Source organism: Streptomyces sp. NPDC037410, from assembly GCF_055602235.1.
The window spans coordinates 258305-280245 of record NZ_JBVJWR010000004.1 but is presented as its reverse complement, the minus strand read 5'-3'; the positions used below and the strand labels follow the sequence as shown (position 1 = coordinate 280245).

At 71.1% G+C, this 21941-nt stretch carries 25 protein-coding genes and 1 pseudogene; 12 read left to right on the top strand and 14 right to left on the bottom strand.

The window, feature by feature from the left end; genetic code table 11:
- The first annotated feature begins 20 nt into the window (after window positions 1–20).
- Both ACZ7HT_RS08920 and ACZ7HT_RS08915 read left to right on the top strand, forming a co-directional pair.
- Window positions 21–296 carry a hypothetical protein gene (locus ACZ7HT_RS08920; RefSeq protein WP_362005756.1) on the top strand — a complete coding sequence of 92 codons (276 nt, stop codon included), beginning with the start codon at window positions 21–23 and terminating at the stop codon, window positions 294–296.
- Window positions 297–519: 223 nt separating this feature from the next.
- A complete protein-coding gene (locus ACZ7HT_RS08915; RefSeq protein WP_471161799.1) occupies window positions 520–1719 on the top strand; it encodes a PP2C family protein-serine/threonine phosphatase in 1200 nt (399 codons plus the stop codon).
- Between the two features lie 391 nt (window positions 1720–2110).
- On the opposite strand, the gene ACZ7HT_RS08910 is transcribed toward ACZ7HT_RS08915, so the two are convergent.
- Entirely contained in the window at window positions 2111–2827 is a 717-nt protein-coding gene (locus ACZ7HT_RS08910; protein ID WP_471161796.1) for a TetR/AcrR family transcriptional regulator, read from the bottom strand.
- Between the two features lie 172 nt (window positions 2828–2999).
- Between ACZ7HT_RS08910 and ACZ7HT_RS08905 the strand changes: the two genes are divergently transcribed.
- The gene (locus ACZ7HT_RS08905; protein ID WP_471161793.1) at window positions 3000–4628 is read left to right on the top strand and encodes a CocE/NonD family hydrolase; all 1629 of its coding nucleotides are present in this window, start codon (window positions 3000–3002) and stop codon (window positions 4626–4628) included.
- Between the two features lie 355 nt (window positions 4629–4983).
- Here ACZ7HT_RS08905 and ACZ7HT_RS08900 read toward each other — a convergent pair whose 3' ends face one another.
- From ACZ7HT_RS08900 to ACZ7HT_RS08890, 3 genes are all read right to left on the bottom strand, one after another.
- A complete protein-coding gene (locus tag ACZ7HT_RS08900) occupies window positions 4984–5547 on the bottom strand; it encodes a VapC50 family PIN domain-containing toxin (protein ID WP_471161789.1) in 564 nt (187 codons plus the stop codon).
- 42 nt (window positions 5548–5589) lie between these two features.
- Window positions 5590–6039: a helix-turn-helix domain-containing protein gene (locus ACZ7HT_RS08895; RefSeq protein ID WP_471161786.1), complete on the bottom strand. Its 450-nt coding sequence runs from the start codon at window positions 6037–6039 to the stop codon at window positions 5590–5592.
- A gap of 546 nt (window positions 6040–6585) precedes the next feature.
- Complete coding sequence (locus ACZ7HT_RS08890) at window positions 6586–7239, bottom strand: TetR/AcrR family transcriptional regulator (RefSeq protein WP_471161783.1); 654 nt, start codon at window positions 7237–7239, stop codon at window positions 6586–6588.
- A gap of 155 nt (window positions 7240–7394) precedes the next feature.
- Here ACZ7HT_RS08890 and ACZ7HT_RS08885 point away from each other — a divergent pair, with 155 nt between their 5' ends.
- The 7 genes from ACZ7HT_RS08885 (at window position 7395) to ACZ7HT_RS08855 (ending at window position 13430) form a co-directional block, all read left to right on the top strand.
- Window positions 7395–7793, top strand: a complete 399-nt coding sequence (locus ACZ7HT_RS08885; protein WP_471161780.1) for a VOC family protein — start codon at window positions 7395–7397, stop codon at window positions 7791–7793.
- Window positions 7794–7852: 59 nt separating this feature from the next.
- Window positions 7853–8551, top strand: a complete 699-nt coding sequence (locus ACZ7HT_RS08880) for a CatB-related O-acetyltransferase (RefSeq protein WP_471161777.1) — start codon at window positions 7853–7855, stop codon at window positions 8549–8551.
- 23 nt (window positions 8552–8574) lie between these two features.
- Entirely contained in the window at window positions 8575–9465 is an 891-nt protein-coding gene (locus tag ACZ7HT_RS08875) for a Vgb family protein (RefSeq protein ID WP_471162179.1), read from the top strand.
- A 68-nt stretch (window positions 9466–9533) separates the two neighbouring features.
- Window positions 9534–9881, top strand: a complete 348-nt coding sequence (locus ACZ7HT_RS08870) for a YciI family protein (protein ID WP_471161774.1) — start codon at window positions 9534–9536, stop codon at window positions 9879–9881.
- Window positions 9882–10088: 207 nt separating this feature from the next.
- On the top strand, window positions 10089–11282 hold the full coding sequence (locus ACZ7HT_RS08865) for an NAD(P)/FAD-dependent oxidoreductase (RefSeq protein ID WP_471161770.1): 1194 nt from the start codon (window positions 10089–10091) through the stop codon (window positions 11280–11282).
- Window positions 11283–11734: 452 nt separating this feature from the next.
- The gene (locus tag ACZ7HT_RS08860; RefSeq protein WP_471161767.1) at window positions 11735–12643 is read left to right on the top strand and encodes an amidohydrolase family protein; all 909 of its coding nucleotides are present in this window, start codon (window positions 11735–11737) and stop codon (window positions 12641–12643) included.
- A 151-nt stretch (window positions 12644–12794) separates the two neighbouring features.
- Window positions 12795–13430: a histidine phosphatase family protein gene (locus tag ACZ7HT_RS08855; RefSeq protein WP_471161764.1), complete on the top strand. Its 636-nt coding sequence runs from the start codon at window positions 12795–12797 to the stop codon at window positions 13428–13430.
- Here ACZ7HT_RS08855 and ACZ7HT_RS08850 read toward each other — a convergent pair.
- The 7 genes from ACZ7HT_RS08850 to ACZ7HT_RS08820 form a co-directional block, all read right to left on the bottom strand.
- The gene (locus tag ACZ7HT_RS08850; protein ID WP_471161761.1) at window positions 13410–14138 is read right to left on the bottom strand and encodes a lysophospholipid acyltransferase family protein; all 729 of its coding nucleotides are present in this window, start codon (window positions 14136–14138) and stop codon (window positions 13410–13412) included. The two genes, ACZ7HT_RS08855 and ACZ7HT_RS08850, sit on opposite strands and share 21 nt — an antisense overlap.
- Window positions 14135–15379: a WS/DGAT/MGAT family O-acyltransferase gene (locus tag ACZ7HT_RS08845; protein WP_471161758.1), complete on the bottom strand. Its 1245-nt coding sequence runs from the start codon at window positions 15377–15379 to the stop codon at window positions 14135–14137. The genes ACZ7HT_RS08850 and ACZ7HT_RS08845 overlap by 4 nt, the downstream gene beginning before the upstream one ends.
- Before the next feature lie 7 nt (window positions 15380–15386).
- Entirely contained in the window at window positions 15387–16409 is a 1023-nt protein-coding gene (locus ACZ7HT_RS08840; protein WP_471161755.1) for a beta-ketoacyl-ACP synthase 3, read from the bottom strand.
- Entirely contained in the window at window positions 16406–16645 is a 240-nt protein-coding gene (locus ACZ7HT_RS08835) for an acyl carrier protein (protein ID WP_471161753.1), read from the bottom strand. The genes ACZ7HT_RS08840 and ACZ7HT_RS08835 overlap by 4 nt, the downstream gene beginning before the upstream one ends.
- A gap of 218 nt (window positions 16646–16863) precedes the next feature.
- On the bottom strand, window positions 16864–17079 hold the full coding sequence (locus ACZ7HT_RS08830) for a DUF6243 family protein (protein WP_471161747.1): 216 nt from the start codon (window positions 17077–17079) through the stop codon (window positions 16864–16866).
- A gap of 284 nt (window positions 17080–17363) precedes the next feature.
- Window positions 17364–18491 carry a glycosyltransferase family 4 protein gene (locus tag ACZ7HT_RS08825; protein WP_471161745.1) on the bottom strand — a complete coding sequence of 376 codons (1128 nt, stop codon included), beginning with the start codon at window positions 18489–18491 and terminating at the stop codon, window positions 17364–17366.
- Window positions 18492–18666: 175 nt separating this feature from the next.
- Window positions 18667–18843 (bottom strand): FG-GAP repeat domain-containing protein, encoded by a 177-nt coding sequence (locus tag ACZ7HT_RS08820; RefSeq protein WP_471161742.1) that lies wholly within the window; start codon window positions 18841–18843, stop codon window positions 18667–18669.
- A gap of 51 nt (window positions 18844–18894) precedes the next feature.
- On the opposite strand from ACZ7HT_RS08820, the pseudogene ACZ7HT_RS08815 reads away from it, so the two are divergent.
- Window positions 18895–19080 (top strand): annotated as a pseudogene (locus ACZ7HT_RS08815) (response regulator transcription factor); the annotation flags it as partial.
- 29 nt (window positions 19081–19109) lie between these two features.
- Here ACZ7HT_RS08815 and ACZ7HT_RS08810 read toward each other — a convergent pair.
- Window positions 19110–20015: a LysR family transcriptional regulator ArgP gene (locus tag ACZ7HT_RS08810; protein ID WP_471161737.1), complete on the bottom strand. Its 906-nt coding sequence runs from the start codon at window positions 20013–20015 to the stop codon at window positions 19110–19112.
- A gap of 69 nt (window positions 20016–20084) precedes the next feature.
- Here ACZ7HT_RS08810 and ACZ7HT_RS08805 point away from each other — a divergent pair, with 69 nt between their 5' ends.
- The gene (locus ACZ7HT_RS08805; protein WP_471161734.1) at window positions 20085–20708 is read left to right on the top strand and encodes a LysE/ArgO family amino acid transporter; all 624 of its coding nucleotides are present in this window, start codon (window positions 20085–20087) and stop codon (window positions 20706–20708) included.
- A 100-nt stretch (window positions 20709–20808) separates the two neighbouring features.
- On the opposite strand, the gene ACZ7HT_RS08800 is transcribed toward ACZ7HT_RS08805, so the two are convergent.
- Both ACZ7HT_RS08800 and ACZ7HT_RS08795 read right to left on the bottom strand, forming a co-directional pair.
- Window positions 20809–21582, bottom strand: coding sequence for a GNAT family N-acetyltransferase (locus tag ACZ7HT_RS08800; protein WP_471161731.1), 774 nt, complete (start codon window positions 21580–21582; stop codon window positions 20809–20811).
- A gap of 97 nt (window positions 21583–21679) precedes the next feature.
- On the bottom strand, window positions 21680–21892 hold the full coding sequence (locus tag ACZ7HT_RS08795) for a DUF4287 domain-containing protein (RefSeq protein WP_471161728.1): 213 nt from the start codon (window positions 21890–21892) through the stop codon (window positions 21680–21682).
- Window positions 21893–21941 lie beyond the last annotated feature (49 nt).

Sequence of the window (21941 nt, the reverse complement as noted above, 5' to 3'; positions counted from 1 at the left end):
GACGACAGGACCACGCGGCCATGGCGACACTCCACGAGCGGCAGCGGTACCGCCGACAGATCCTCCAGGCGCTCTACGCGGCCGCCGAAGGAAACCGCCTGCTCGGCATCACCGGAGCCGCGCTCAACCACGACCTGCGCATCCCGGAGCAGGACCTCGCCGCCGCCTGCTCCTACCTCGCGGGCGAGGGACTGGTCACCGTCGACTGGGAGCCGGGAAACACACCCGCGATGGTCTCGCTCACCCACCAGGGCATCCGCCTCATGGAAGCGGAGGAGGAGGAAGAAGGCGACTGAGACGGTCCGCCCCCGAACCCGGCGGGCCCGAAAGTCCCCGGAGAGGGACGTGCAACCGGTGTCCCCGCACGGTGGCCGGGTGGCGTGACCTGCCGCCGAGAAGCATCCTGGAGGCCACATCGCTGGTGCGGGCCGCTCCGGTACCGGTCGCCGCGCGGTCGCGGCACCCACCCCGTAAGGCAGGACCGGGCGAGGTCATCGCCGCTCGGTTGGAGGCAACGGGATGACCGTCGGACGGCTCGGGAATCCCGATCGCTCGGAGAGCTTCGGGGAGGGGCTCCTGGGAACGATCCTGGACCGGGCGCACGAGCTGCCGCCCCACCGGATCGGGCTGGTCGTCGCCGAGGCGGTGGCCCGGCTGGGCGGCAGGAATCCGCAGATCCTGCTCCAGGACTATCAGCAGCAGAGGCTCGTTCCCCTGCTCTCCGAAGGGCTGACGGGCGGCGAGCCGCTGTCCATCGACGGCTCGGATGCCGGCAGGTGTTTCCTCACGTCGCTCCCGATCGAGCTGGCGATGACCGACGGAGTACGCGTCCACGCACCGCTGCTCGACGGCGGCGACCAGGCCGGGGTGCTGGCCGTCACCCTGGACACGGTCGACGACGACGTCCGCCGCATCCTTCGCCGGATCGCGGGCCTGGTCGGCGAACTCCTGCAGACCAAGAACGGCTACACCGACCTCTTCTTCCGCACCCGCCGCAGCGAGCCGATGAACGTCGCCGCGGAGATCCAGTGGTCGCTCCTGCCCCCGCTGACCATGACCATGCCGCGCGTCGCCGTCGCCGGAGTCCTGGAGCCCGCCTATGACGTGGCCGGCGACAGCTTCGACTACGCCCTGAACGGCGGCACCCTCCACCTCGCCATGATCGACGCCATGGGTCATGGCCTGGACGCGGCGACCATGGCGACCGTGGCCATCGGCGCGTACCGGCACGCCCGCCGCATCAGCGTCGAGCTGTCCGAGATCTACCTCTTCATGGACCGGGCGGTGGCCGAGCAGTTCGCCCCCGACCACTTCGTCACCGCGCAGATGCTGCGGCTGGACACGACCACCGGCCGTCTCCAGTGGGTCAACGCCGGACACCCCGCCCCCGTCCTGATCCGGGAGCACCGCGTCATGGGCCGCCTGGACAGCCCCACCACCCTCCCTGTCGGCTTCGGCGGAGCACAACCACAGGTCAGCGAGGTGACGCTCGCGCCCGGGGACCGGATCCTCTGCTTCACCGACGGCCTGGTCGAGGAACACGAGAGCGGGCAGGAGCAGTTCGGCGAGGACCAGCTGATCGACTGGGTGAACCAGCTGGAGAAGACGGACCGAGGCGTCCGCGCGGTGGCACGGGACCTGTCCCACACGCTCAGGCGAGCACGCGGCGAAGCCACCTCGGACGACGCCACTCTCGTCCTGGTCGAGTGGCGCGGCTGATCCGCCGTCGTGCCACAACGCGCCAGTAGGGGCGGTCAGCCGCGGACAACAAAGGAGCCGAGGAGACGGCGAAGAAGCAGCGCCAGGCTAACGTTTCCGCAGGTCAAAGCGCATTGCGGGCCCAAGTGCCGGGTGATTCCCAAGCTTATAGCGCGGGTTCGATTCCCGTCATCCGCTCTAGAGAGAAGGCCCAGGTCAGCGACCTGGGCCTTCTTCGTTGCCCAGCCCCCCCGCCCCTTGCCGCGCCCTCTGCGCGCCCCGCGTCCGCAGAACGTACGCAGAACCAAAGCGTGGACATCCGACAGGCCCCTACGCGCAGTTGGGCATCTCCCGCGCCCGGGTCGTCGAGGGCGACAGCCAGGAGCAACAGAGCCGTGGGGGCGCAGGCGAATCAGTCGGTGTCGAGGCCGTCGATCAGGCGATTGAGGAACCGGGTGAAGGTGGCCTCCGGGGTGACGGGGCGCCCGGGGGCGGAAATGGCTTCGGCGAGTTCCGGGTGGTGGCCGTCCGTGGCGACGGCGACGAGGTAGCGGGCTTCGGCCGCGGCCCGGTCGGGGGATTGCGAGGCTTCGGCCTGCGCGATCTCATGGCCGACGTGCCCGGCTACGAATCCCGTGAGCTGGGCGAAGATCTCCATCTTCGCCATGCCGTCCAGCCCGGCGGGCCGCAGGGCGGAGAGCGCGTGTTCCAGGAAGGCCAGGGTGTTGGGTCCGGGGACGCGCCGGGTGGACAGCGCGGCGGGCAGCCAGCGGTGTCGCAGCATGTGGGCGCGCTGAAGGCGGGCGATGGCCTTCAGGTCGGCGCGCCAGTCGCCGGTGAGCGCGCCCGTGGTCGGCAGTTCGCCGCTGACGTGGTCGACCATCAGGTGCAGCAACGTCTCCTTGTCGGGGGCGTAGCTGTAGAGCGACATGACGCCGGCTCCGGCCCGTTCGGCGACCTTCCGCATGGTGACCGCTTCGAGCCCCTCGGCGTCCGCCAGGGCGACGGCCGCCTCGGTGATCGCCTCCCGGCTGTAGGTGGGCTTGCGGCCCCTGCGCGGCCGGCCAGAGGTCAGCCAGAGCTGCTGGGGGTCGACGCCCGGGGCGTCGGCCCCGCCGTCACGCGGCATGCTCCACGCTCCTTCCTTGATCGACAGCCCTTGTGGGCCTCAGTCGACTATTCTATTCTCGTACACAGTACGAGAATCAGGGAGGGGAACGATGACGTCACGCACGCAGGGTTCTGTGCTGAGTCCGACCTGGACACCGCCTTCCGGGAAGCCGCCTCTTTCCTCGCGGATGATGAGGGCGACGTGGCGCCGTCTCCCGGCCAAGCTGCACGATGTCGGGTGGGAGCCGGGACTGGTGGTGCCGGCCGCCGATGGCAGCCCGCTGATCACGGACCACTACTTTCCGCGCGCCGAGGGCGACTTCCCCACCCTCCTGGTGCGCTCGCCGTACGGCAGGGGCCTGCCGTGGTCCCCCATGTACGGCCTGCTCTTCGCCGAACAGGGCTTCCACGTGATCGTGCAGAGCTGCCGCGGCACCGGCGGTTCGGGAGGCACGTTCGACCTGTGGCGCAACGAGGCCGCCGACGGCCGGGCCACGGTGTCCTGGCTGCGCGAGCAGCCCTGGTTCAACGGCACGCTGGGCACCGTCGGCCCCAGTTACCTGGGATACGTGCAGTGGGCCCTCGCCGTGGACCCGCCGCCGGAACTGAAGGCAATGGTGGTGCAGGTGGGGCTGCACGATCCCCACGCCCTGTTCCACGCGCACGGTGCGCTGAACCTGGAGACCGCCCTCGCCGTCGGCGTGGGCATGACCTACCAGCACCAGGGCATGGCACCGTTCGTGAAGGCGACTCTGCGTCTGCAGCGGCGCCTGCGTGATGTCACCACCGCGCAGCCGCTGCGCGGGGCGCACGCGTCGGCCCTCGGGGGCGAAGTGCCCTGGCTGGACGATGTGATGACACACCCGGACGCCAAGGACGCGTACTGGCACGGCGCGTCCCTGGGTGAGGTGGCGGAGCGGCACGGCGTGCCCACGAGTCTGATCACCGGATGGCACGACGCGCTGGCCGACCAGACCTTCGAGCAGTACCGCCGACTACGTGAGGCCGGGTGCGAGACCGCCTTGCTCGTCGGCCCCTGGACCCACACGTCCGCGCTGCAGCAGGGGTGGCCCGAGGTGTTCGCCGAGAGCCTCGCCTGGCTTCGCGCGCACCTGTACGCCGATCCCTCTGGCCTCCGTCCCACAAGGGTGCGCGTGCACGTCGGCGGCGAAGACGACTGGCGGGACCTCGACGACTGGCCGCCGGCCACGGTCGGCGGCCAGTGGTTCCCCACCGCGCAGGGGCACCTCACCCAACAGGCCCACACGGAATCCGCACCATCGGCGTCGTTCCGCTACGACCCGAGCGACCCCACCCCCTCGCTCGGCGGCCCGCTGCTCTCCCGTACGGCCGGTCCTCGCGACAACAGCACCCTGGAGACTCGGGACGACGTACTGACCTTCACCGGTCCCCCGCTGACCGAGCCCCTGGACATCCTCGGCCCGGTCTCCGCACGGCTGAGCATCTCCACGGACACCGGCCACGCCGACGTCTTCACCCGCCTGTGCGACGTGGACGCGCAAGGCCGCTCCGTCAACATCTGCGACGGGCTGGGCCGACTGCGGACGGACGGGCAGGAGCCGTCGCAGATCACTGTGCCGATGAGTCACACCGCCCACCGCTTCGCCGTCGGTCACCGCATGCGCTGGCAGATCAGCGGAGGCGCCCATCCGCGCTACGCCCGCAATCCCGGCACCGGGGAGTCGCCAGTGGACGCCACCACCTTCACACCGGTGCGCATCACAATCCATGCGGACTCGGCGCTGATGCTTGCGACGCCTGTCCCCGGTTCCGGGCTGGGCCCCACGGGCAACAGCTGATCAGCCGGACCCGACGGGCCAAGCACCCGTCTCACACCCGGACCTCACCAGACACGTGCCCCCGCCGTGCCATTTCGTGCCAGTCAGAGCAGAATTCAGCGGTCAACAGCGGTGCACCGCGGGACCCCACAACGGACATCCTGATGCGCGTATTCGCAGGTCAGAGACACTCTGTACGCCCAAGTGCCGGGTGATTCCCAAGCTTATAGCGCGGGTTCGATTCCCGTCATCCGCTCTTGAATGAAGCCCCAGGTCAGCGACCTGGGGCTTCGTCGTTGTCTAGACCGATTCGGAAGCCGCGCACCACCTGTGCACCACCTCGCGCCCGACACTGAACGGCATCTCGCCCCGCGCGCTACCCGAGATGTCCGGCCAAGAGGTCGGCGAAGCGTGGCACACCGGCCTTCGCAAGTCGGGTGATGGCATCAGCAATCGCGACCGGCGGATTCCGCTTCTCTGCCGCCAGCCTGACCACGGTCTGCACGACCTCACTCGGCAACTCTCCGTACAGTGCGCACAGATACTCGTCCGGGTCGATCACCTGCACTCCGCGCTTCGCCAAGTCGTCGGCAGGGAAGTCACCAAGGTTCCACGTGATGAGCGCGCCGGCCCCGGCGGCCACCGCTGCCGCCGCGTGGTGCCGGTCGTCGGGATCATCACCCGGCATCTCGTCCACAAGGTGCGCGTAGGCGGCTGCCGGGACCTCGCAGTCGGAGAAGAACCGCCGGATGGCGCGAGTAACAGCGGCAGCCGAGTCCGCAGAACGTCTACCCTCCCGGACGATGACCCGTTCCCACTCCGCCAGGAGTCGTTCGGACCACACGATCTCGTGGATGGAGTCCTCCGTGAGGGCCAGCATCACGTCCATCACTGAGAACGGAAACAGGACGTTGGTGTCCACGAAGACCCGCGCCGCCACGTTCGCTCTTCCTCCCCTTCGACACTTACCGCGCCATCGCGATCAGTACGGCAACCCGGCATCGTCAAGCACATCAGCGATCTGGCGGCGCCCCTCACGACGGCGCTCGCGCCGCTGCTGGAACGCCAGGACGTCCGCGAGGCGCACCACGCGGTGACTACTGCCGGGCAGATTCGTCGAGGGGATGTCACCGGCATCAAGCAGGCGTGCAACGAACGGTCGAGACAAGCCCAGAAGCTCAGCAGCCTCAGTGGGCGACAGCTGCACCTCGGACGCCAGCACTGTGACTGCATGCCCCCGGGCCAGCTCGCCGGCTGAGGCGAGAAGAAGCCGGACCAGCTCCGCTGGCAGCACCAGTTCGACACCATCAGGGGTGCGGACCAATACCTCGACCTGCTCCGGCGCCATCCGGGCGGTCGCGGCGAGCGCACCTTGATGCGAGGGGTTCGGCTCGACCTTTTCAGCACGGGCCAGAACGCTCGTTCGAGCCATGTCGGCCTCCCATCCACTACCCCAGCGAAGCAACCATCTGCAATAACTGTAACCATGGCAGCCCGAGGCAGGCAACCGCGAACAACACGCGCCCCCGAAACAGGCGGCGAGGTCGCTTTGGCCTGCGCTGGACATCGCCCGCATCGGCCAACGCGATCACGCTCCCGGCCAGCACCTCGCCTGACTCGCACGGGAAGCCGTGCCGCAACGTGCCAGTAGGGGCGGTAAACAGCGGTCAGCAAAGGGGCCAACGAGGTGGCCAGATCGGAGCAGGGAGAGATTGTTTCCGCAGGTCAGATGGCGTGCGCGCACCCCAGGGCCGGGTGATTCCCAAGCTTATAGCGCGGGTTCGATTCCCGTCATCCGCTCTTCTTACGAAGCCCCAGGTCAGCGACCTGGGGCTTCGTCGTTTCCTGGGCCCCTCGGAGGCCGTGCCAGTTGCGCGCCATGAGCGAGCCGATGCACAGGCGGAACGGAGCCGCCGATCGCGCGCATCGCCGCACTTCCGGTCGCGTACCGCCGGAACGCCGACGTACGTCCCTCTGTTCACGCCGCGGCGTAGTGGGCGAGCGAGGGCTCCAACAGGCTGAAGGCGCTGTCCGCTTCCGCGAGGACGGTGGCGGAGATCCGGGTGTCGCCCTGGCCGGCGAGGGTGAGTTCCTGGATGCGGCGAAACAGGGTGCGGTGGACCGCGCCGAGCAGGGCGGCGGCGGCGCGCGGGGTGATGTCGTCGCGGGGGGCGCCCGTGGCATCGGCCAGGGCGTCCGCGAGGGCGACCTCCCGCAGGTCGTGCAGGTCCCGCAGCCGGGTGGAGAGGGTGGGGCTGTCGGCGATCATGCGGGCGAAGTCGGGGCCGGAGAAGCCGACGACCGGGTCGGCTTTCCCGGCCGCGTCGACGAAGGCGCGGTGGAGGGCCGTCAGGGCCGACTCGCCGGTCCGACGGCCGGTCACCGTGACGGCCAGGGAGGCGACGAAGGCGTCCTGGTGGTCCAGGGCCAGGTCCTCCTTGCGCGGGAAGTAGTTGGTCACCGTCTTCTTCGCCATCCGTGCGGCGGCGGCGATCTCGGCGATGGTGGTCGACTCGAAGCCCTGGGCGAGGAACAGGCGGGTGGCGACGTCGGAGATGAGCTGCCGGGTCTCCTGCTTCTTGGATTCCCGCAGGCCGGCAGGGGGTGCGGGCGAGGTGGCGTGAGAAGTCATGGAGCAATCTTACCCTCGTAGCATTTTTACATTGACACCCCGATGGCGCTCGGTCTAAATTTACCCCCGTCGTAAGTTTCATACGGGGCGAGGTTGGTCGTGTTCCACGCCTCGGCACCCCGCCCGCTTTCCCGAAACCACCGAGGAGAACCGTCTTGCAGATCACCGCGTCCACCGTCTCGCTCACCGTCGACGACGTCTCCGCCTCCCAGCGGTTCTTCACCGCCCACCTCGGCTACACCGAGCAGGCCGCCGCCGACGGATTCGCCTCCCTGACGCGCGACGACGCCGCGATGGACGTCGTCCTGCTCGCGCGCGGCACCGAGGTGCTGCCGGCCGACCAGCGCGACCAGCACGCCTCCGGCCTGATCCTCGCCTTCACCACCACCGGCATCGAGACCGAGGAGAAGCGGCTGCGCGCCGAGGGCGTCGACATCACCATGCCGCTGCGCGAAGAGCCCTGGGGCGAGCGCCTCTTCCAGGTCACCGACCCCAACGGCGTGATCGTCCAGTTCGTCGAATGGGCCACCCCGGCCGCCCCCGAGAACGCCTGAGGTCCCACCGCGTCTCGCCGCATCCGGGCCATGCCCCGGCAACGCCCGGCCCGGACCGTATGCGATATCCACATCCCACGACCCAGCAAAGGATCCCGCCCTTGTCACCTGACCCCACCACCCTCCACCCGCTGCCCGCCCACGAGCGGGTGGTGTTCCTCAAGGCGCTGGTCACCTCGCCGAACATCGCCGAGGGCGAGTACACCTACTACGACGACCCGGACGGCGCCACGGACTTCGAGCACCGCAACGTCCTCTACGCCTACGGCCCGGAGCGCCTCGTCATCGGCAAGTACTGCGCGATCGCCGCGGGGACCACGTTCCTGATGGCCGGCGCCGAGCACCCGACGATGGGCGTGTCGACGTACCCGTTCACCATGTTCGGCGGCCGGTGGACCGAGCAGACGCTGGACATCGTCACCGCCATGCCCAGCCGCGGCGACACGGTCGTCGGCAACGACGTCTGGTTCGGCTACCGGGCCACCGTCATGCCCGGCGTACGGATCGGCGACGGCGCCATCATCGCGGCCGGCGCCGTGGTCACCGCCGACGTCCCGCCCTACACCGTCGTCGGCGGCAACCCGGCCCGACCGATCCGGCAGCGCTTCGACGACGCCGACGTCGAGCGGCTGCGGCACGCCGCGTGGTGGGACTGGCCCGCCGAACTGGTCACCGAACACGCCCGCACCATCATGGCCGGAACCCCGGCCGACATCGAACGCATCGCCACCGACCACGGACGGGGGAAGTCCCTTTGAACCATGCGCATCATGTGGCCCGGATGTCCGTCGAGGAGCACGTGGTGGCCGACGGCGCGGCCGGCCCCTACGCCCTCACCACGGGACCGGACGGCGCGCTGTGGTTCACCCTCGTCCACGGCGGCCGGATCGGCCGGCTCGTCCCCGGCGAGGAGCCGACGAGCCACCGCCTCGATCCCGACAGCGGGCCGACCGTCATCACCCCCGGTCCCGACGGCGCGCTGTGGTTCACCGAATACAAGGCGGACCGGATCGGGCGGATCACCACCGACGGCGTGATCGACGAATTCGACGTGCCCACGCCCGGCTGCGGGCCGTTCGGCATCGCGGCGGGGCCCGACGGCGCGCTGTGGTTCACCGAGACCGCCGCCGACCGCATCGGCCGCATCACCGTCGACGGCCACGTCACCGAGTTCCCGCTCCCCGTCACCGGTGCGTTCCCCTCGGCGATCACCGCCGGCGGCGACGGCGGGATGTGGTTCACCCTCAACCAGGCCAACGCCATCGGGCGGATCGGCATGGACGGCGCCGTCACCCTCCATCCCCTGCCGACGGAGGCGGCAGCGCCGGTCGGGATCGCGGCGGGCCGCGACGGCGCGCTGTGGTTCACCGAGATCGCCGCCGGCCAGATCGGCCGGATCACGCCCGACGGACGGATCAGCGAGTTCCCGCTGCCCGACCGCACCGCCCGACCGCACGCCGTCACCGTCGACGGCGACGGCACCGCCTGGTTCACCGAATGGGGCGGCAACCGCGTCGGCACGATCACCCCCGACGGCTCCCTCACCGTCCACGACCTGCCCACCCCCCACTCCGAACCGCACGGCATCACCCCGGGTCCCGACGGCGCCGTGTGGACCGCGCTGGAGATCGGCGTACTCGCCCGCATCGCCCCGGCGGACAGCACCACCTGAGCAGACTGCCCCCCCCTTCCCGCAGCGTCAGCAGTGGTCGCCCGTGCGGCGGCCGGAGAGGAACTTCCATGAAGTACGCACTCGTGATCTTCGAAACGGACGAGTCACGCCGCCGGATCCGGGCCGACCGGGCCGCCTACCGCAAGGAGTACGAAGGCTGGATCGGCGGCCTCGCCGCGGCCGGGAAACTGGTCGGCGGCGAGGCCCTGGAGACCGAGCACGTCCTTCCCGCGACAGTGCGCAGGACGGCCGACGGGGCGTCGACCGTGACCGACGGGCCCGCGCACGCCGGCGAGGAGACCCTCGGCGGCTGGTTCGTCGTCGACGTGGCCGACCGCGCGGAAGCCGTCGAACTGGCCAGGAGCCTCCCCACCCCGGAGACCGTCGAGATCCGCCCCATCCTCGAATCCGCCTGAACGACACCGTTCCGGTCAACCCCGACGAGCTCGTCCGCGCGACCGAGCAAGGGGCGCCGCGGGCCATGGGAATCCCCCGCTCCGCACCCTCCGGCCCGGTGTGACCTGCTTCACATCCCGATCCTGTCAGGAAACTGCGGGCTGCCCGGTTCAAGTGGCGAAACCGCGCAAGACAGCGGCGGAACCCACGCAGACAGGAGCAGGCCCATGCAGCACCGCATCGTTGTCCTCGGAGCCGGCTACACCGGAGCCGTCGCTGCCGGACGCCTCGCCAAGCGGCTGCACCGCGAGGACGTGGCCATCACTCTGGTCAACCCCGAGCCCGACTTCGTCGAGCGCGTCCGGCTGCACCAGCTGGCGGCCGGCCAGGAGCTCGCTCCCCGGCCCTTCGGCGAGATGTTCGCCGGCACCGGCGTCGAGCTGAAGCTCGCGAGGGTGACCGCCGTCGACGCCGACCGCAGGACGGTGACGGTCGAGGCCGCGAACGGCGCCGAGAAGTTGGAGTACGACACCCTCGTCTACGCCCTCGGCAGCGGCTGGAACGACCAGGGCGTCCCCGGCACCGCCGAGCACGCCCACGAGGTCTCCAGCCGCCCCGGAGCGCTCCGTCTCCGCGAGCGCCTGGCCGGCCTGGAGGCCGGACAGTCCGTGGTCGTCGTCGGCGGCGGCCTCACCGGCCTGGAGTCCGCGACCGAGATCGCCGAGGCCCGCCCGGACCTCGACGTCGCCCTGGTCGCCCGCGGCGCGCTCGGCGACTGGCTCTCCGAGAAGGGCCGCACCCACCTGCGGAAGGTCGTGGACAAGCTCGGCGTCACGGTCCGCGAACACACCACCGTCACCGGCGTCGAGGCCGACCGGATCACCACCACCGACGGCACCGTCCCGGCCGCGGTCACCGTCTGGACCACCGGCTTCGCCGTCCACCCGATCGCCGCGGCCACCACCCTGGAGCTCGCCGACGACGGCCGGATCGTGGTCGACACCACGATGCGCTCGGTCTCCCACCCGGACGTGTACGCCGTCGGCGACGCGGCCATGGCGATCGGCCCCGGCGACAAGCCCCTCCGCATGTCCTGCGCCTCGGGCATCCCCATGGCCTGGCAGGCCGCCGACGCCCTCGCCGCCCGGCTCGCCGGCACCAAGGTGCCCCAGGTATCCATCCACTACTCGAAGCAGTGCATCTCCCTCGGCCGCAGCGACGCCCTGATCCAGACCGTCACCGCCGACGACCGCGCGGTCGAGAAGGCCATGACGGGCCGCATGGCCACCTTCGTCAAGGAAATGATCTGCAAGGGCGCGGCCTGGAGCGCCGCCAACCCGACCATGGGCATGCCGTCCCGGCAGCGCCGTGTCGTACGGCAGGAGACCCGGAGCGGTGCACGGGTGGACGCGGCGGCCTGACCTCGCCGCGGCCGAACCGCCGGTCGATTCGGTCCCTCCGGACTCACCTCCGGTCTCACCCCCGAGAAGGGCCGGCGCGGAGGCTACGCACGGGCCCAAGTGCCGGATGATTCCCGAGCAATGGCCAAGCCCCGGGTCAGCGACCTGGGGCTTGGTGCGTTCCGTCCGTAGGGCCGGTGCAGGCGGCGGCATCCAGCGAGTCGGGCATCGACCGTTCAACCGGCCCGGGCCGGCGTCCCCGCCCCCGAGATGCCGTGGGAGACAGGTGACCCGGTCACCCCGGTGATCAAGGGGAGCGTCGAGCCCGTCCGGAAGTCCGGCCGGGTGAGAAATCGGCGACTCCGGCGCGTCCGGGGCACGCACCGGAGGAGAACTACGCACACTCCATGGAGATTTGTTCGCATTTCCGCCATTTCGTTCGCATCGCGGAACGAGTCCTCCGGAGTAGCAGCGTGCCCGTCTCCCTGCGCAAGAGCGGCGTACGGTACGCCAACGTTTTCGGCATCGGGCAGAAACTCCCCGCCTCCTCCACCTGCACCTGCACCTGCACCTGCACCTACTACCTCGACTGCCCCGGTACCCCGGTCCTGCCCAGCGTCAGGAACGACATCGTCAACGGCGAGAACTACGTCGAGTCCAAGCCCACGGACCCGCACCTGACCCTGTCGATGACCTCCCTCGACGTCGCCAACCCCGAAACGGTTCCCCGCGACATCGCCCTGTACGACAAGGAGTTCCCCGGTCTGTTCCGTTGGGCCGGCGAGGTCAACCTCGTCAAGGGCGCTCTCCTGCCCAACCACCACGAGCCCGCCACGCTGGAGGACATCCGCGGCTGGGCGCCCTTCATGAGCGAGCTGGAGAAGCGCGGCATCCCCCTCACCATCCACGCCGACCTCGGCACCGACGCCGAACCCACCAAGTACCTGTATCTGTTCCGTGAGGTACTCACCCGCTACCCCCGGAACAAGATCGTCTGGGCGCACATGGGCCTCTCCAAGGAGCTCACCACCATGGACCCGGCCCACCACATCTCCATCGTCCGCAAGCTCCTCGACCGGCACCCGAACCTGACCCTCGACCTGAGCTGGCGTGTGCTGGAAGACGCCTGCTTCAGCAAGCCCGGAGTCCGCGCACAGCACGCCGCCCTCCTCGACGCCTACCCCACGCGCGCCATCCCCGGCACCGACTTCGTCGCGGCCGCCAACAAGGATTACGCCGTCTACAAGGAGGAGTTGGAGGTCACGAGCCGTATCAACAAGGCTCTCGGCAACGAGGCGTTCCGCCACATCGCCCTCGGCGAGAACTACTTCCGGCTCCTGGGCCTGAACGCGGTGGCACCCGAGATCCGCCCGGCCAAGTAGACGCGGAAGCCCCAGGTCATGGACCCGGGGCTTCGTCGTCGGCAACCGGTCTTTCCGAGTGAATTCCCCATGGGGAGCGCCACGTCCGGTGTCGTGGGTGCCGTTAGAGGGGTGAGCGGCCTGATGGTGGTCGATCGTCCTGGGAGGGCACATGCGCCTGTTGCTGATCCGCCACGGCCAGACGGCCGCGAACCTGGGGGGCGCCCTCGATACGGCGGCTCCCGGATCGCCCTTGACGGAGGCCGGTCACCGGCAGGCCGAGGCGCTGGTGGACGTTCTGCGGGAGGAGCCGATCGGGGCGGTGTTCGTCTCGCCTCTCACGCGGGCCCGTCAGACGGCGGATCCGTTGTCCTCGGCCCTCGGGCTGCGGCCGGCCGTGCGTGACGGTCTCCGGGAGCTGGAGGCGGGTGTCTGGGAGCTGAGCACCGAGGGGGACGACGTCAGCAGGTACGCGGCGGTCGCCTCGGCGTGGGCGTGCGGGCGTCCCGACGTTCCGATGCCGGGGGCGTCCGACGGGAGGGACTTCCTCGGCCGCTTCGACGCGGTGATGGCCGAGGCGGCGGGCTGCGGGGCCCGCGTCGCCGCGCTGGTGACCCACGGCACGGCGATCCGGATCTGGGCCGCGGCGCGCACCGACAACGTCTGTATCGGGTACGCCCTGGAGAACGAGGTGCCCAACACGGGTGTCGTCGTCGTGGAGGGCACGCCGGCGACCGGATGGCGCGTGCTGTCGTGGGCGGGGACCGAGGTCGGGGAACGGACGGAGTCAGCCTTCCTCGTGGGGTGAGCGCCAGGCCGGGGGCGCCTTGCGAGGGGCGGGCAGGTCGACGAACTCCTGCCCGGACAGATCAGCGATGCGCCGCATGAGGTGGAGCGTGGTCTCCCGCAGCGCCGCGGTGGTCGGGAAGCCGTCGGCGCGGCGCTCGTGGGCCTGGACGGCGAGCGGCGGTCCGAAGCGGATCCGGACGGGGTGGCGTCGCAGCCTCGTGGTGCCGATGGGCTGCACGTGATCGGTGCCGCTGATGCCGAAGGGGATGAGGGGGACGCCGCTGATGAGGGCGAGGGCGGCGGCGCCCGGGCGGCCTCGGTAGAGCCTGCCGTCCGGTGAGCGGGTGCCCTCGGGGTAGAGCGCGAGGAGGCCGTCGCCGTCCAGGACCCCGCGGCCCGTGTCCAGGACGGTGCGTGCGGCCGACGGCCCTCCGTACCGGTCGACCGGCAGGACGCCGAGGCGGCGGTAGTACTGCGCCAGCAGTCTCCCTCGGACGCCGGGTCGTGTGAAGTACTCCTCCTTGCCGAGGATGACGACACCGCGGGGGACGGCGGCGTAGAGGAAGAGCGTGTCGCAGACGGCGAGATGGTTCCCGGCCAGGAGGACGGGGCCGGTGGCCGGGATGTGGTCGACGCCCGTGACCGTCGTGAGGCAGTGGGTGCGGCTGATCAGACGCATGGCGGTGCGCACGGTGCGGTAGCAGAGGTGCGGCGGTCGGTGCGTCACGTGGTGGTGGAGGCGGAGGGCGCGGCCGGGGCCAGCACGTCGACCGCTTGGAGCCACAGGTCGGCCAGTTTCTCGGCAGCGGGCAGCGCGGTGTCCGCCGTGAAGGAACAGACTGCCTCGTTGCGCCACAGGGTGAGCGCCGACTGGTACGGGAACGGGGCCGGAAGGCAGTTCAGGTTGGTGAAACGCCGGGCCCGGTGGCCGGCGAAGCCGAGGTCCGCGGTGAAGCCCAGGACGGTGGTCTGCATGCCGGCACGTGCGAACACCCGCCCGGAGAGCGTCCCGACACCGGCGACGCCGAGCCGTCCCATCGCCTCTCCCATGGCCCAGCGGAATCCGGGGTCCCGAAGCCGCCCGGTGCGGCCGGCGATGGTCCTGGCGCGTGCGCCGAGGTCGCGCCGCTCCCACGGAAGGTCGACCAGGGCCAGGGCGAAGCGGTTCCCGGTGTAGGGGGTCGCGCCGCCCGGGTCCAGGGACACGGGCAGGACGATGCCACGGGTCCGCCGGCCCTCCGCCGTCCAGCCCGTGGGGTCGGCCTCCTCGGCGACCCGGGTCAGGGCGGCGACGTGTACGTCCAGGACGGAACACTCCAGCGATCGCGCAGCCGCACGAAGCCGTGTGACGGGCACAACGGCCGACGTGAGCACGCGCCGGTTGTCCGGCACGCCGGGCAGCAGAGGACGCCGTGGTGCCCGCACCAGCAGACGGGTGGAGGCAGCCGCCGTGCGCAGGCGTCCGCTGACGCGTACGCCGAGAGCGGGGGGTTCCTTGTGGCGTTCCGGCGCCGAGGAGGGCGCGGCGGGTTCGGTGAGCGCGAACAGCAGGCGGATCAGCCGCATCAGGCTGACCCCGTCGTGGAGGGAGTGGTGGGAGCGGTAGCTCAGGAGATACCCGTCCCCGTCCTCACCGGCGACCAGCCACACTCCCCAGGGCCGTTGCGCGCACTCGGGCGCCGGACCGTTGACCAAGGCGTCGTAAGCCCGTGTCCAGTCGCCGGAGCGGCAGCCCGGCACGGGAAGTTCACGCACGTGGGAGGCGAGGTGATCGCGACAGCCCGCCAGGGGCGGCAGCAAGGGAAGGCGCCGGCGTACGTGGTCAAGGACCGCGTCGATACGAGGGGACGCGCCCCGCATCTCCATGACCGCCCCGATGTGGAGGTAGTGGGCGGACTCCTCCATCCCGCTGATCGTCTGGTCGAGCGCCGGGTAGGAGACCGTTGCACGCGTCGTGTCCGCCGTCACGTTCACCTCATTCACCCGGAGTCAGTTCGGGCCAGACGACGGTGGTGGCCCCCCAGGTCAGGCCGGCGCCGAAGGCCGCGATCACCAGGCGCTGCCCCGGCGCGAGGGAACCGTCCCGTACCGAGTGGTCCAGCAGCAGGGGAACGGACGCCGAGGACGTGTTGGCGACGTGCTCGATGTTCGACAGCCACCGGTCCCCGGGCACGGCGAGGCTGGTCGACAGAGACTGCGAGATGCGTGCGTTCGCCTGGTGGATCGCCACGCGGTCGACGGCAGGCAGGCCCCAACCGCCCCTGTCGGCGGCCTCGCGGATCGCCTCCGCCATGCGCGCGACCGCGTGCCGGAACACCTGCCGGCCTTCCATACGGACGTAAGGCCGCGGTTCTTCGGCTGTGTAGCCGTACCGCGTACGAGAACCTCCCCGCTCCGTGCCCAACAGCTCCGCGCCGGTTCCGTCGCTGCCCAGCACGAACGGCCCGAGAGCGCCCGGCTCGTCGGCACGCCCCGCCCGCAGCACGACCGACCCCGCACCGTCACCGAAGATCGCGGCGGTGGTCCGGTCCCCGGGATCGGTGACGGCGGACATCGTGTCCGCCCCGATCACCAGAACCCGTTCCGCGGTTCCGGCGGCGATGTAGCCCGCGGCCACCGACAGGGCGTACACGAAGCCGGAGCACGCCGCGCCGAGATCGAGCGCGGCCACACCCGACAGCCCGAGGTGGGAGGCGATCTCGGGCGCGCACGAAGGGATCAACCGGTCAGGCGTCGCCGTCGACAACAGAACGGCGTCCACCTGCCCGTGCCCCTGTGATTTCAGGGCCCGCGCCCCCGCCTCCACGGCCATGTCGATGGTCGCCGTCCCCGGGTCCACCCGGCGCCTGCCGCGTACCCCCGTGCGCTGGCGGATCCAGTCGTCCGTCACCCCCAGCCGCTCCGCGATCTCGTCGTTGGGCACCACCGTGGTCGGCAGCCATGCGCCCAGGCCGCACAGCACCGCCGCCGGCCCACCGGCGTTCCGCGCGGCCGTCACCGGGTCGCGGGCTGCTGGCAGCGCTGCTGGAGCAGGGTCGCCACCTCGCCGACCGTGGCACACGCGGCGAGTTCGTCCTCGTCGATCTCGACGCCCCACTGCTCGTGAACGATCATGCTCAGTTCGGTCACGGCCAGGGAGTCGAGCCCCGCCGCGTCCGACGTCGCCTCGGCAGTCACGGCGTCACCCGGCAGCCTGAGCCTGTCCACCAGCGTTTCCCGCAGCCACTCGTACACGGCTCTCCCTGTTGCTCGCGTCCGTTGCCGCGTTAGCGCGGCATTCCGGACCACCGTTCCAGACGGCGATCTTGGACAGGCGCGGCGACCACTCTCCCGGGTGAACTGCTGCTTTGGATTCCCCCGGTAGGAGGTACGGCGCCACTGGAACCGCAGGGGATGTGAGTAGGTGGGATCCGCTCGGCGACCATCAGGTCGTTCAGCTTGGCGCCGGTGTGTCAGTTCTGTGCGGTGTCGTCGTCCGTCTGCGCGGCGTCCTCCGCCGCGCGAGCCTTCTCCCGCATCTTGCGCACCAGCTCCGCCTTCCGGTCGGCGGCGCCCTGGCGGTCGAGGTTGCGGTGCGGACCGTTGTTCTGCCGTTCGGCGCGGGACAGCCTCTTGCGCTGTCCGCCGCCCTGGCCCACGGGGTTGTTGATGTTCTTGCTGTCGGTCACGGGTTCTCCCGGTGATGAGGTGAAGTGATCTACGGGTTCACGGTGGGGGACGGGTACGACGACGAAGGGCGTCGGCGGGGCCCGTCACGCTCTCACCCGTGAATCGGCGCCTGGAAGAACATGACAAAGACGTTACCCGGTCCTCTCGGTACCGCCCGCCCGCGAGTCCGGACGGGCACCGCCGGGCCGACGGTGCAGCGGCTGTGCGGTTCGGCGACGAGGCCGGGTGGCACGTCGAAGGCGACGGAGACCGCGTCGGCCGTCTCGCGGCGTACCCGGCGGTGTCAGCCGGTCCGGCAGCCGAGTTCGGCGAGGGCTTTCGCGGTGGCGCTGAGCGGGTAGCGGGCGGCGTTGCGCAAGCCGGCTTCCCGCAGGGCGAGCAGCAGGCCGGGCGCGTCGCAGAGCCGGCGAAGGTCACGGGCCAGCGCCTCGGCATCGGCGAAGTCCGTGGCGCTCCCGGCGGAGCCGAGCACGTCCCGGAGCCCGGGTACGGGCTGGTACAGCACCGGCAGGCCGCACGCCTGCGCCTCCAGCGCGACCAGGCCCATCGCCTCATGGGCGGTGGAGGGCATGACGAGCAGGTCGTGGTCGGCGAAGGTCTCCCACAGCCGCGCGCGCCGGAGCCAGCCGAGATACCGCACCGCCACTCCTGACCGCGTCACAGCGGGCGAGAGTGTCTCGAACTGGGCCTGCGGCGCGGCGATGCTCAACACGACACCACTGATGCCGGACAGCCCCCGCAGCAGCATCTGCACCCCCTTCTGCGCGGTCAGCCGCCCGGCGTACAGCAGCCTCAGGCGGCCGGAGTACGGGCGGGGCGGGCGCGGCGGGCCGGTGACGAGGTGGTCGGGGATGCCCCAAGGGATGTGCACGATCCCACGCCGGTCGGTGGCGGGTGCGAGACGGAGAAGACGGTCGGCCATCGCGCCGGTGGGGACCACGACGGCGTCGGCGAGCCGGACGGTCTCGCGAAGCACCTGGAGCTGGTCGCGGTGCGACTCCGCGTGGTGCAGGTCGGTGCCGTGGACCAGGGCGATCCGCGGGTGCCCGGGCAAGGCTCGGATCAGGGCGGGTGTGGCGCCGAACGTAAGGTGCTGGAGGTGGAGAACGCCGATCCGGCCGGGATCGACCCTCTTCTCCACGGCCCGCCGGAGCGCGGCGACGTAGCGGTGGAAGGCGGCGCCGTCCAGACACTTCCCGGAGACGGCCAGCAGGTCAAGACCGGCCGGGAGCCGGCGGCGGCCGCGTGAGGCGAGCATGAAGGCGCGGGCGGGGATCAGCGGGTCCGTGCCGGTGTAGAGGTCGAGGAAGAGCTCGACGCTGCCGCCCGGGCTGCCGACGGGCAGATCGAGGGCGGTGGCGACCAGCAGGTCGGGCACGGGCTTCGAGGAATACGGTGCCTGGCTGCGCACAGGTCCTCCGGCGCGTCATCCGGGTTCAGGGGTCAGAAGGAGTTCAGCGCCGGTCTTCACTATCCGTAGTCGATGGTAACGGTCCGCGGTCGGCATCTTCGGCACCGACACCTGCCCGCAGCCTCTGCGGGCGTTGCCAACCGCGCGAGACGGCCTGGGTCGGGCGGTGCAGGGGTTACCAGTTGGTGCCGATCTGGACGCGGGCGCCCAGGCCGCCGTTGCCGTTGCCGGGGTAGGCGTAGTAGTTCCCGGTGGAGGACTCGACGGCGAGGATGTCGTCCTTGCCGTCCTTAGTTGACGTCGGCGCCGGCGAGGTCGTGCATGTTGTCCCAGTTGGTGCCGGCCTGCACACGGGCGCCGAAGGTGCCGTTGCCCGCCCCCTCACTCAGCCCTTCCCCAGGAGGTCACCACGCTCACCCTCCTCGCCCAGGGGCACACGGACGACGCCATCGCCAAGCGCCTCGGCATCTCCCAGCGCACCGCCCGCCGCATCGCCTCCGACCTCATGCAACGCCTCGGCGCCCGCAGCCGCTTCCAGGCCGGCGCGCTCGCCGTCCAGCACCACTGGCTCCCCGCCACGCCCCCATAGCGGTCCGGCCTCTCGCGGCGCGCGGCCGCTCAGCCGCCCCGGGGCAGCAGCGACTCGGCGGCGACTGCCGCGACCGCCTCGGCGACCGCGGACAGGGCGGGCGAGTCCAGCTTCCACTGCTGCCAGTACAGCGGGACGTCCATGGGCCGGCCGGCGGCGAGCTCCACGAGCCGGCCGGTCCGCAGGAGCGGCGCGGCCTGCGGTTCGGGCACCAGACCCCAGCCGAGGCCCGCGGCCACCGCGTCCCGGAACCCGTCCGAGGCCGGCACCATGTGCCGGATCCGGCCGGCCCCCGACCGGCCCCGGGTCAGGGACCGGACGAAGGTGTCCTGGAGTTCGTCACGCCGGTCGAACACCACGGTGGGGGCCTCGCTCAGGTCCTCGGCGAGGGAGCCGGTCACGTACCGGGCCGTGAACTCCGGGGTGGCCACGGCCAGATAGCGGGCGAGCCCGAGGAGGCGCACGGTGCAGCCGGCGACCGGATCGGGCGAGGAGGTGACGGCCGCCATCACCTGCCCCTCCCGCAGCAGGGCGGTGGTGTGGGCCTCGTCCTCCCGGTAGAGCTCGAAGCAGACCGGAGGGTCCTGCGGCACCCGGGTGAGGGCGGGCAGGAACCACGTGGCGAGGGAGTCCGCGTTGACCGCCACCGGGACCCGTGCCGGGCCCCGCTCCGCCGCGAGGCCCAGTTCGGCGCGCGCGTCCCGCTCCAGCCGGGCCAGCTGCCGGGCGAACCGGACCACCACCTCGCCGGACTCGGTGGCCCGCACCGGCTTGGTACGCATCAGCAGGACCCGCCCGGTGCGCTGCTCCAGGGCCTTGACGCGCTGGCTGACGGCGGAGGGGGTCACGTGCAGGGCGGCGGCCGCGGCGTCGAAGGTGCCCTCGTCGACCACCGCGAGCAGGGTCCTGACCTGGTCCAGGGGAAGCTCGTCCATAAGTACGGCTAAGGGTACGTAAGAATCCTTAGCTGTACTCATTCCCGGGTGGTTCGTACGGTCGAAGGCATGACCAGCAGCATCGCCGCCGCCGTACTCGCCGGGTTCGGTACGGGCCTCTCCCTCATCGTGGCCATCGGGGCCCAGAACGCCTTCGTCCTGCGCCAGGGCGTCCGCCGCCACGCCGTCCTCTCGGTCGTCGCCATCTGCGCCGTCTCCGACGCGGTGCTGATCGCGCTCGGCGTCGCCGGGGTGGGCGCGGTGGTCACGGCCTGGCCGGCGGCGCTGACCGCGGTCGGTCTCGTGGGCGGGGCGTTCCTGCTCTGCTACGGATTCCTGGCCGCCCGGCGGGTGCTGCGCCCCGATCCGGCGGCCGCTCTCACGGGCGGCGGACCCGATGCCGGGTCCGCCCGACGGGCGGTCCTCACGTGCCTGGCGATGACCTGGCTGAACCCGCACGTGTACCTGGACACCGTTCTCCTCCTTGGCTCGCTCGCCTCCGACCGCGGCGACCTGCGCTGGGCCTTCGGTACGGGCGCCGCCCTGGCCAGCCTGGGCTGGTTCTTCGCCCTGGGCTTCGGCGCCCGCCTGCTGTCCGGCGTCCTGTCCCGCCCCAAGGCCTGGCGGGTCCTGGACGGCCTGGTCGCCACGACCATGCTGGCGATGGGCGCGATGCTGGTCGCGGGGGCCTGAGCCTCCCGCGCACGGCATGGTGGTGGCGCACTGCCCGCAGGGGCGGCGGGCTAGGGCCTGTCCGACCCTGATCCGCCGGACAGGCCCTGGCCCGGGAGTGTCACTGCGAGGCCCACCAGGTCGAGGGCGCCGCGACGGTGTAGCCCAGCGACTCGTACAGCGGCCTGCCCAGCTTCGACGCGGTGAGGGTGAGCGGGAGGTCCGCCAGGTGGGCCATGGAGCCGAGCATGACGGCCCGCCCCACGCCGCGCGAGCGGAAGTCCGGCGACGTACCGACCCAGTAGTGGCTGCCGATGCCGTCGTCCACGACGCTGACGCAGGCCCCCGCGGCCACGCCGTCGCACAGGGCGAGGAACACGTCCACGCCCGGCTGCTCGGGGAACGCCGCCGGGAACAGCTCGCCGGGGCGGTGGGGCGTGAACCCGTCCAGCTCGAAGCCCTCGATCACGATCCGCTCGGCCGTCGGGAGGTCCTCGGGCAGCTTCACCTGGATCACGTCCAGCGCCGGTGCGGCGACGGGCCCGGGCGGGCGCAGCATGACCGGCATCTGCCAGTTGCGCATGCCGAGGTGGCTCAGGTCGGTCGAGCCGAACGGGTCCTCGGCGATCACGGGGCCCGCGGCGCGGCGTACGAGCTCGCTCGCCTCGTCCCGTTCGCCCGCGTCGAGGTCCGGCTCCTGGATCAGGATCCGGGTGCCGGCGCGCTCGTCGCCCTCGACCGCGACGAACCCGCGGCGCCGGACGACCTCATGGCCCCGGGACCGGCCGGTCGCGATCCAGAGGGCGGCGGAGTTACGGGCCTGACGCATCGGCGCCTCGGCCAGGGGCACGCGCGCGGAGGCGGGCTTGTCGGGCGATGCAGATCTTGTCGTCATTGCGCTTACCGTAGTGCGCAAGTGGCCGACTCCACAGGCCAATTGCAGGCGATACGGCTGGGCCACCTTCGGGCCGGGCCGCGTCGTGGAGCCCCGGTCACTTGCCGCTGTCCTCGGCGAGCGTGTGGGCCACGAGGGCGTTGGCGTGGCCGTGACCGAGGCCGTGTTCGGACTTGAGCCAGTTGACCAGTTCCATGTACTTGGCCAGAGGGGAGGAGCGGATGAGGTCCTTCCACTCGGCGATCGGACGGCCGTACTTCTTCTCGATGGAGGGGAAGTAGCTGGCAGGACCCTTCACGGCGTCGGTCATGGGTGCCCCGTTCCAGATGGTGATGATCTTGGTCGTGGTGGTGATGATG

Excerpts from the sequence above, each read along its gene's own strand:
- ACZ7HT_RS08875 (WP_471162179.1), top strand. The coding sequence starts at position 8,575 with ATGTCCGTCGAGGAGCACGTGGTGGCCGACGGCGCGGCCGGCCCCTAC.
- ACZ7HT_RS08800 (WP_471161731.1), bottom strand. The coding sequence starts at position 21,582 with ATGACGACAAGATCTGCATCGCCCGACAAGCCCGCCTCCGCGCGCGTG.
- ACZ7HT_RS08890 (WP_471161783.1), bottom strand. The coding sequence starts at position 7,239 with ATGACTTCTCACGCCACCTCGCCCGCACCCCCTGCCGGCCTGCGGGAA.
- ACZ7HT_RS08865 (WP_471161770.1), top strand. The coding sequence starts at position 10,089 with ATGCAGCACCGCATCGTTGTCCTCGGAGCCGGCTACACCGGAGCCGTC.
- ACZ7HT_RS08895 (WP_471161786.1), bottom strand. The coding sequence starts at position 6,039 with ATGGCTCGAACGAGCGTTCTGGCCCGTGCTGAAAAGGTCGAGCCGAAC.
- ACZ7HT_RS08910 (WP_471161796.1), bottom strand. The coding sequence starts at position 2,827 with ATGCCGCGTGACGGCGGGGCCGACGCCCCGGGCGTCGACCCCCAGCAG.
- ACZ7HT_RS08905 (WP_471161793.1), top strand. The coding sequence starts at position 3,000 with ATGAGGGCGACGTGGCGCCGTCTCCCGGCCAAGCTGCACGATGTCGGG.
- ACZ7HT_RS08915 (WP_471161799.1), top strand. The coding sequence starts at position 520 with ATGACCGTCGGACGGCTCGGGAATCCCGATCGCTCGGAGAGCTTCGGG.
- ACZ7HT_RS08880 (WP_471161777.1), top strand. The coding sequence starts at position 7,853 with ATGCGATATCCACATCCCACGACCCAGCAAAGGATCCCGCCCTTGTCA.
- ACZ7HT_RS08805 (WP_471161734.1), top strand. The coding sequence starts at position 20,085 with ATGACCAGCAGCATCGCCGCCGCCGTACTCGCCGGGTTCGGTACGGGC.
- ACZ7HT_RS08795 (WP_471161728.1), bottom strand. The coding sequence starts at position 21,892 with ATGACCGACGCCGTGAAGGGTCCTGCCAGCTACTTCCCCTCCATCGAG.
- ACZ7HT_RS08920 (WP_362005756.1), top strand. The coding sequence starts at position 21 with ATGGCGACACTCCACGAGCGGCAGCGGTACCGCCGACAGATCCTCCAG.
- ACZ7HT_RS08810 (WP_471161737.1), bottom strand. The coding sequence starts at position 20,015 with ATGGACGAGCTTCCCCTGGACCAGGTCAGGACCCTGCTCGCGGTGGTC.
- ACZ7HT_RS08870 (WP_471161774.1), top strand. The coding sequence starts at position 9,534 with ATGAAGTACGCACTCGTGATCTTCGAAACGGACGAGTCACGCCGCCGG.
- ACZ7HT_RS08855 (WP_471161764.1), top strand. The coding sequence starts at position 12,795 with ATGCGCCTGTTGCTGATCCGCCACGGCCAGACGGCCGCGAACCTGGGG.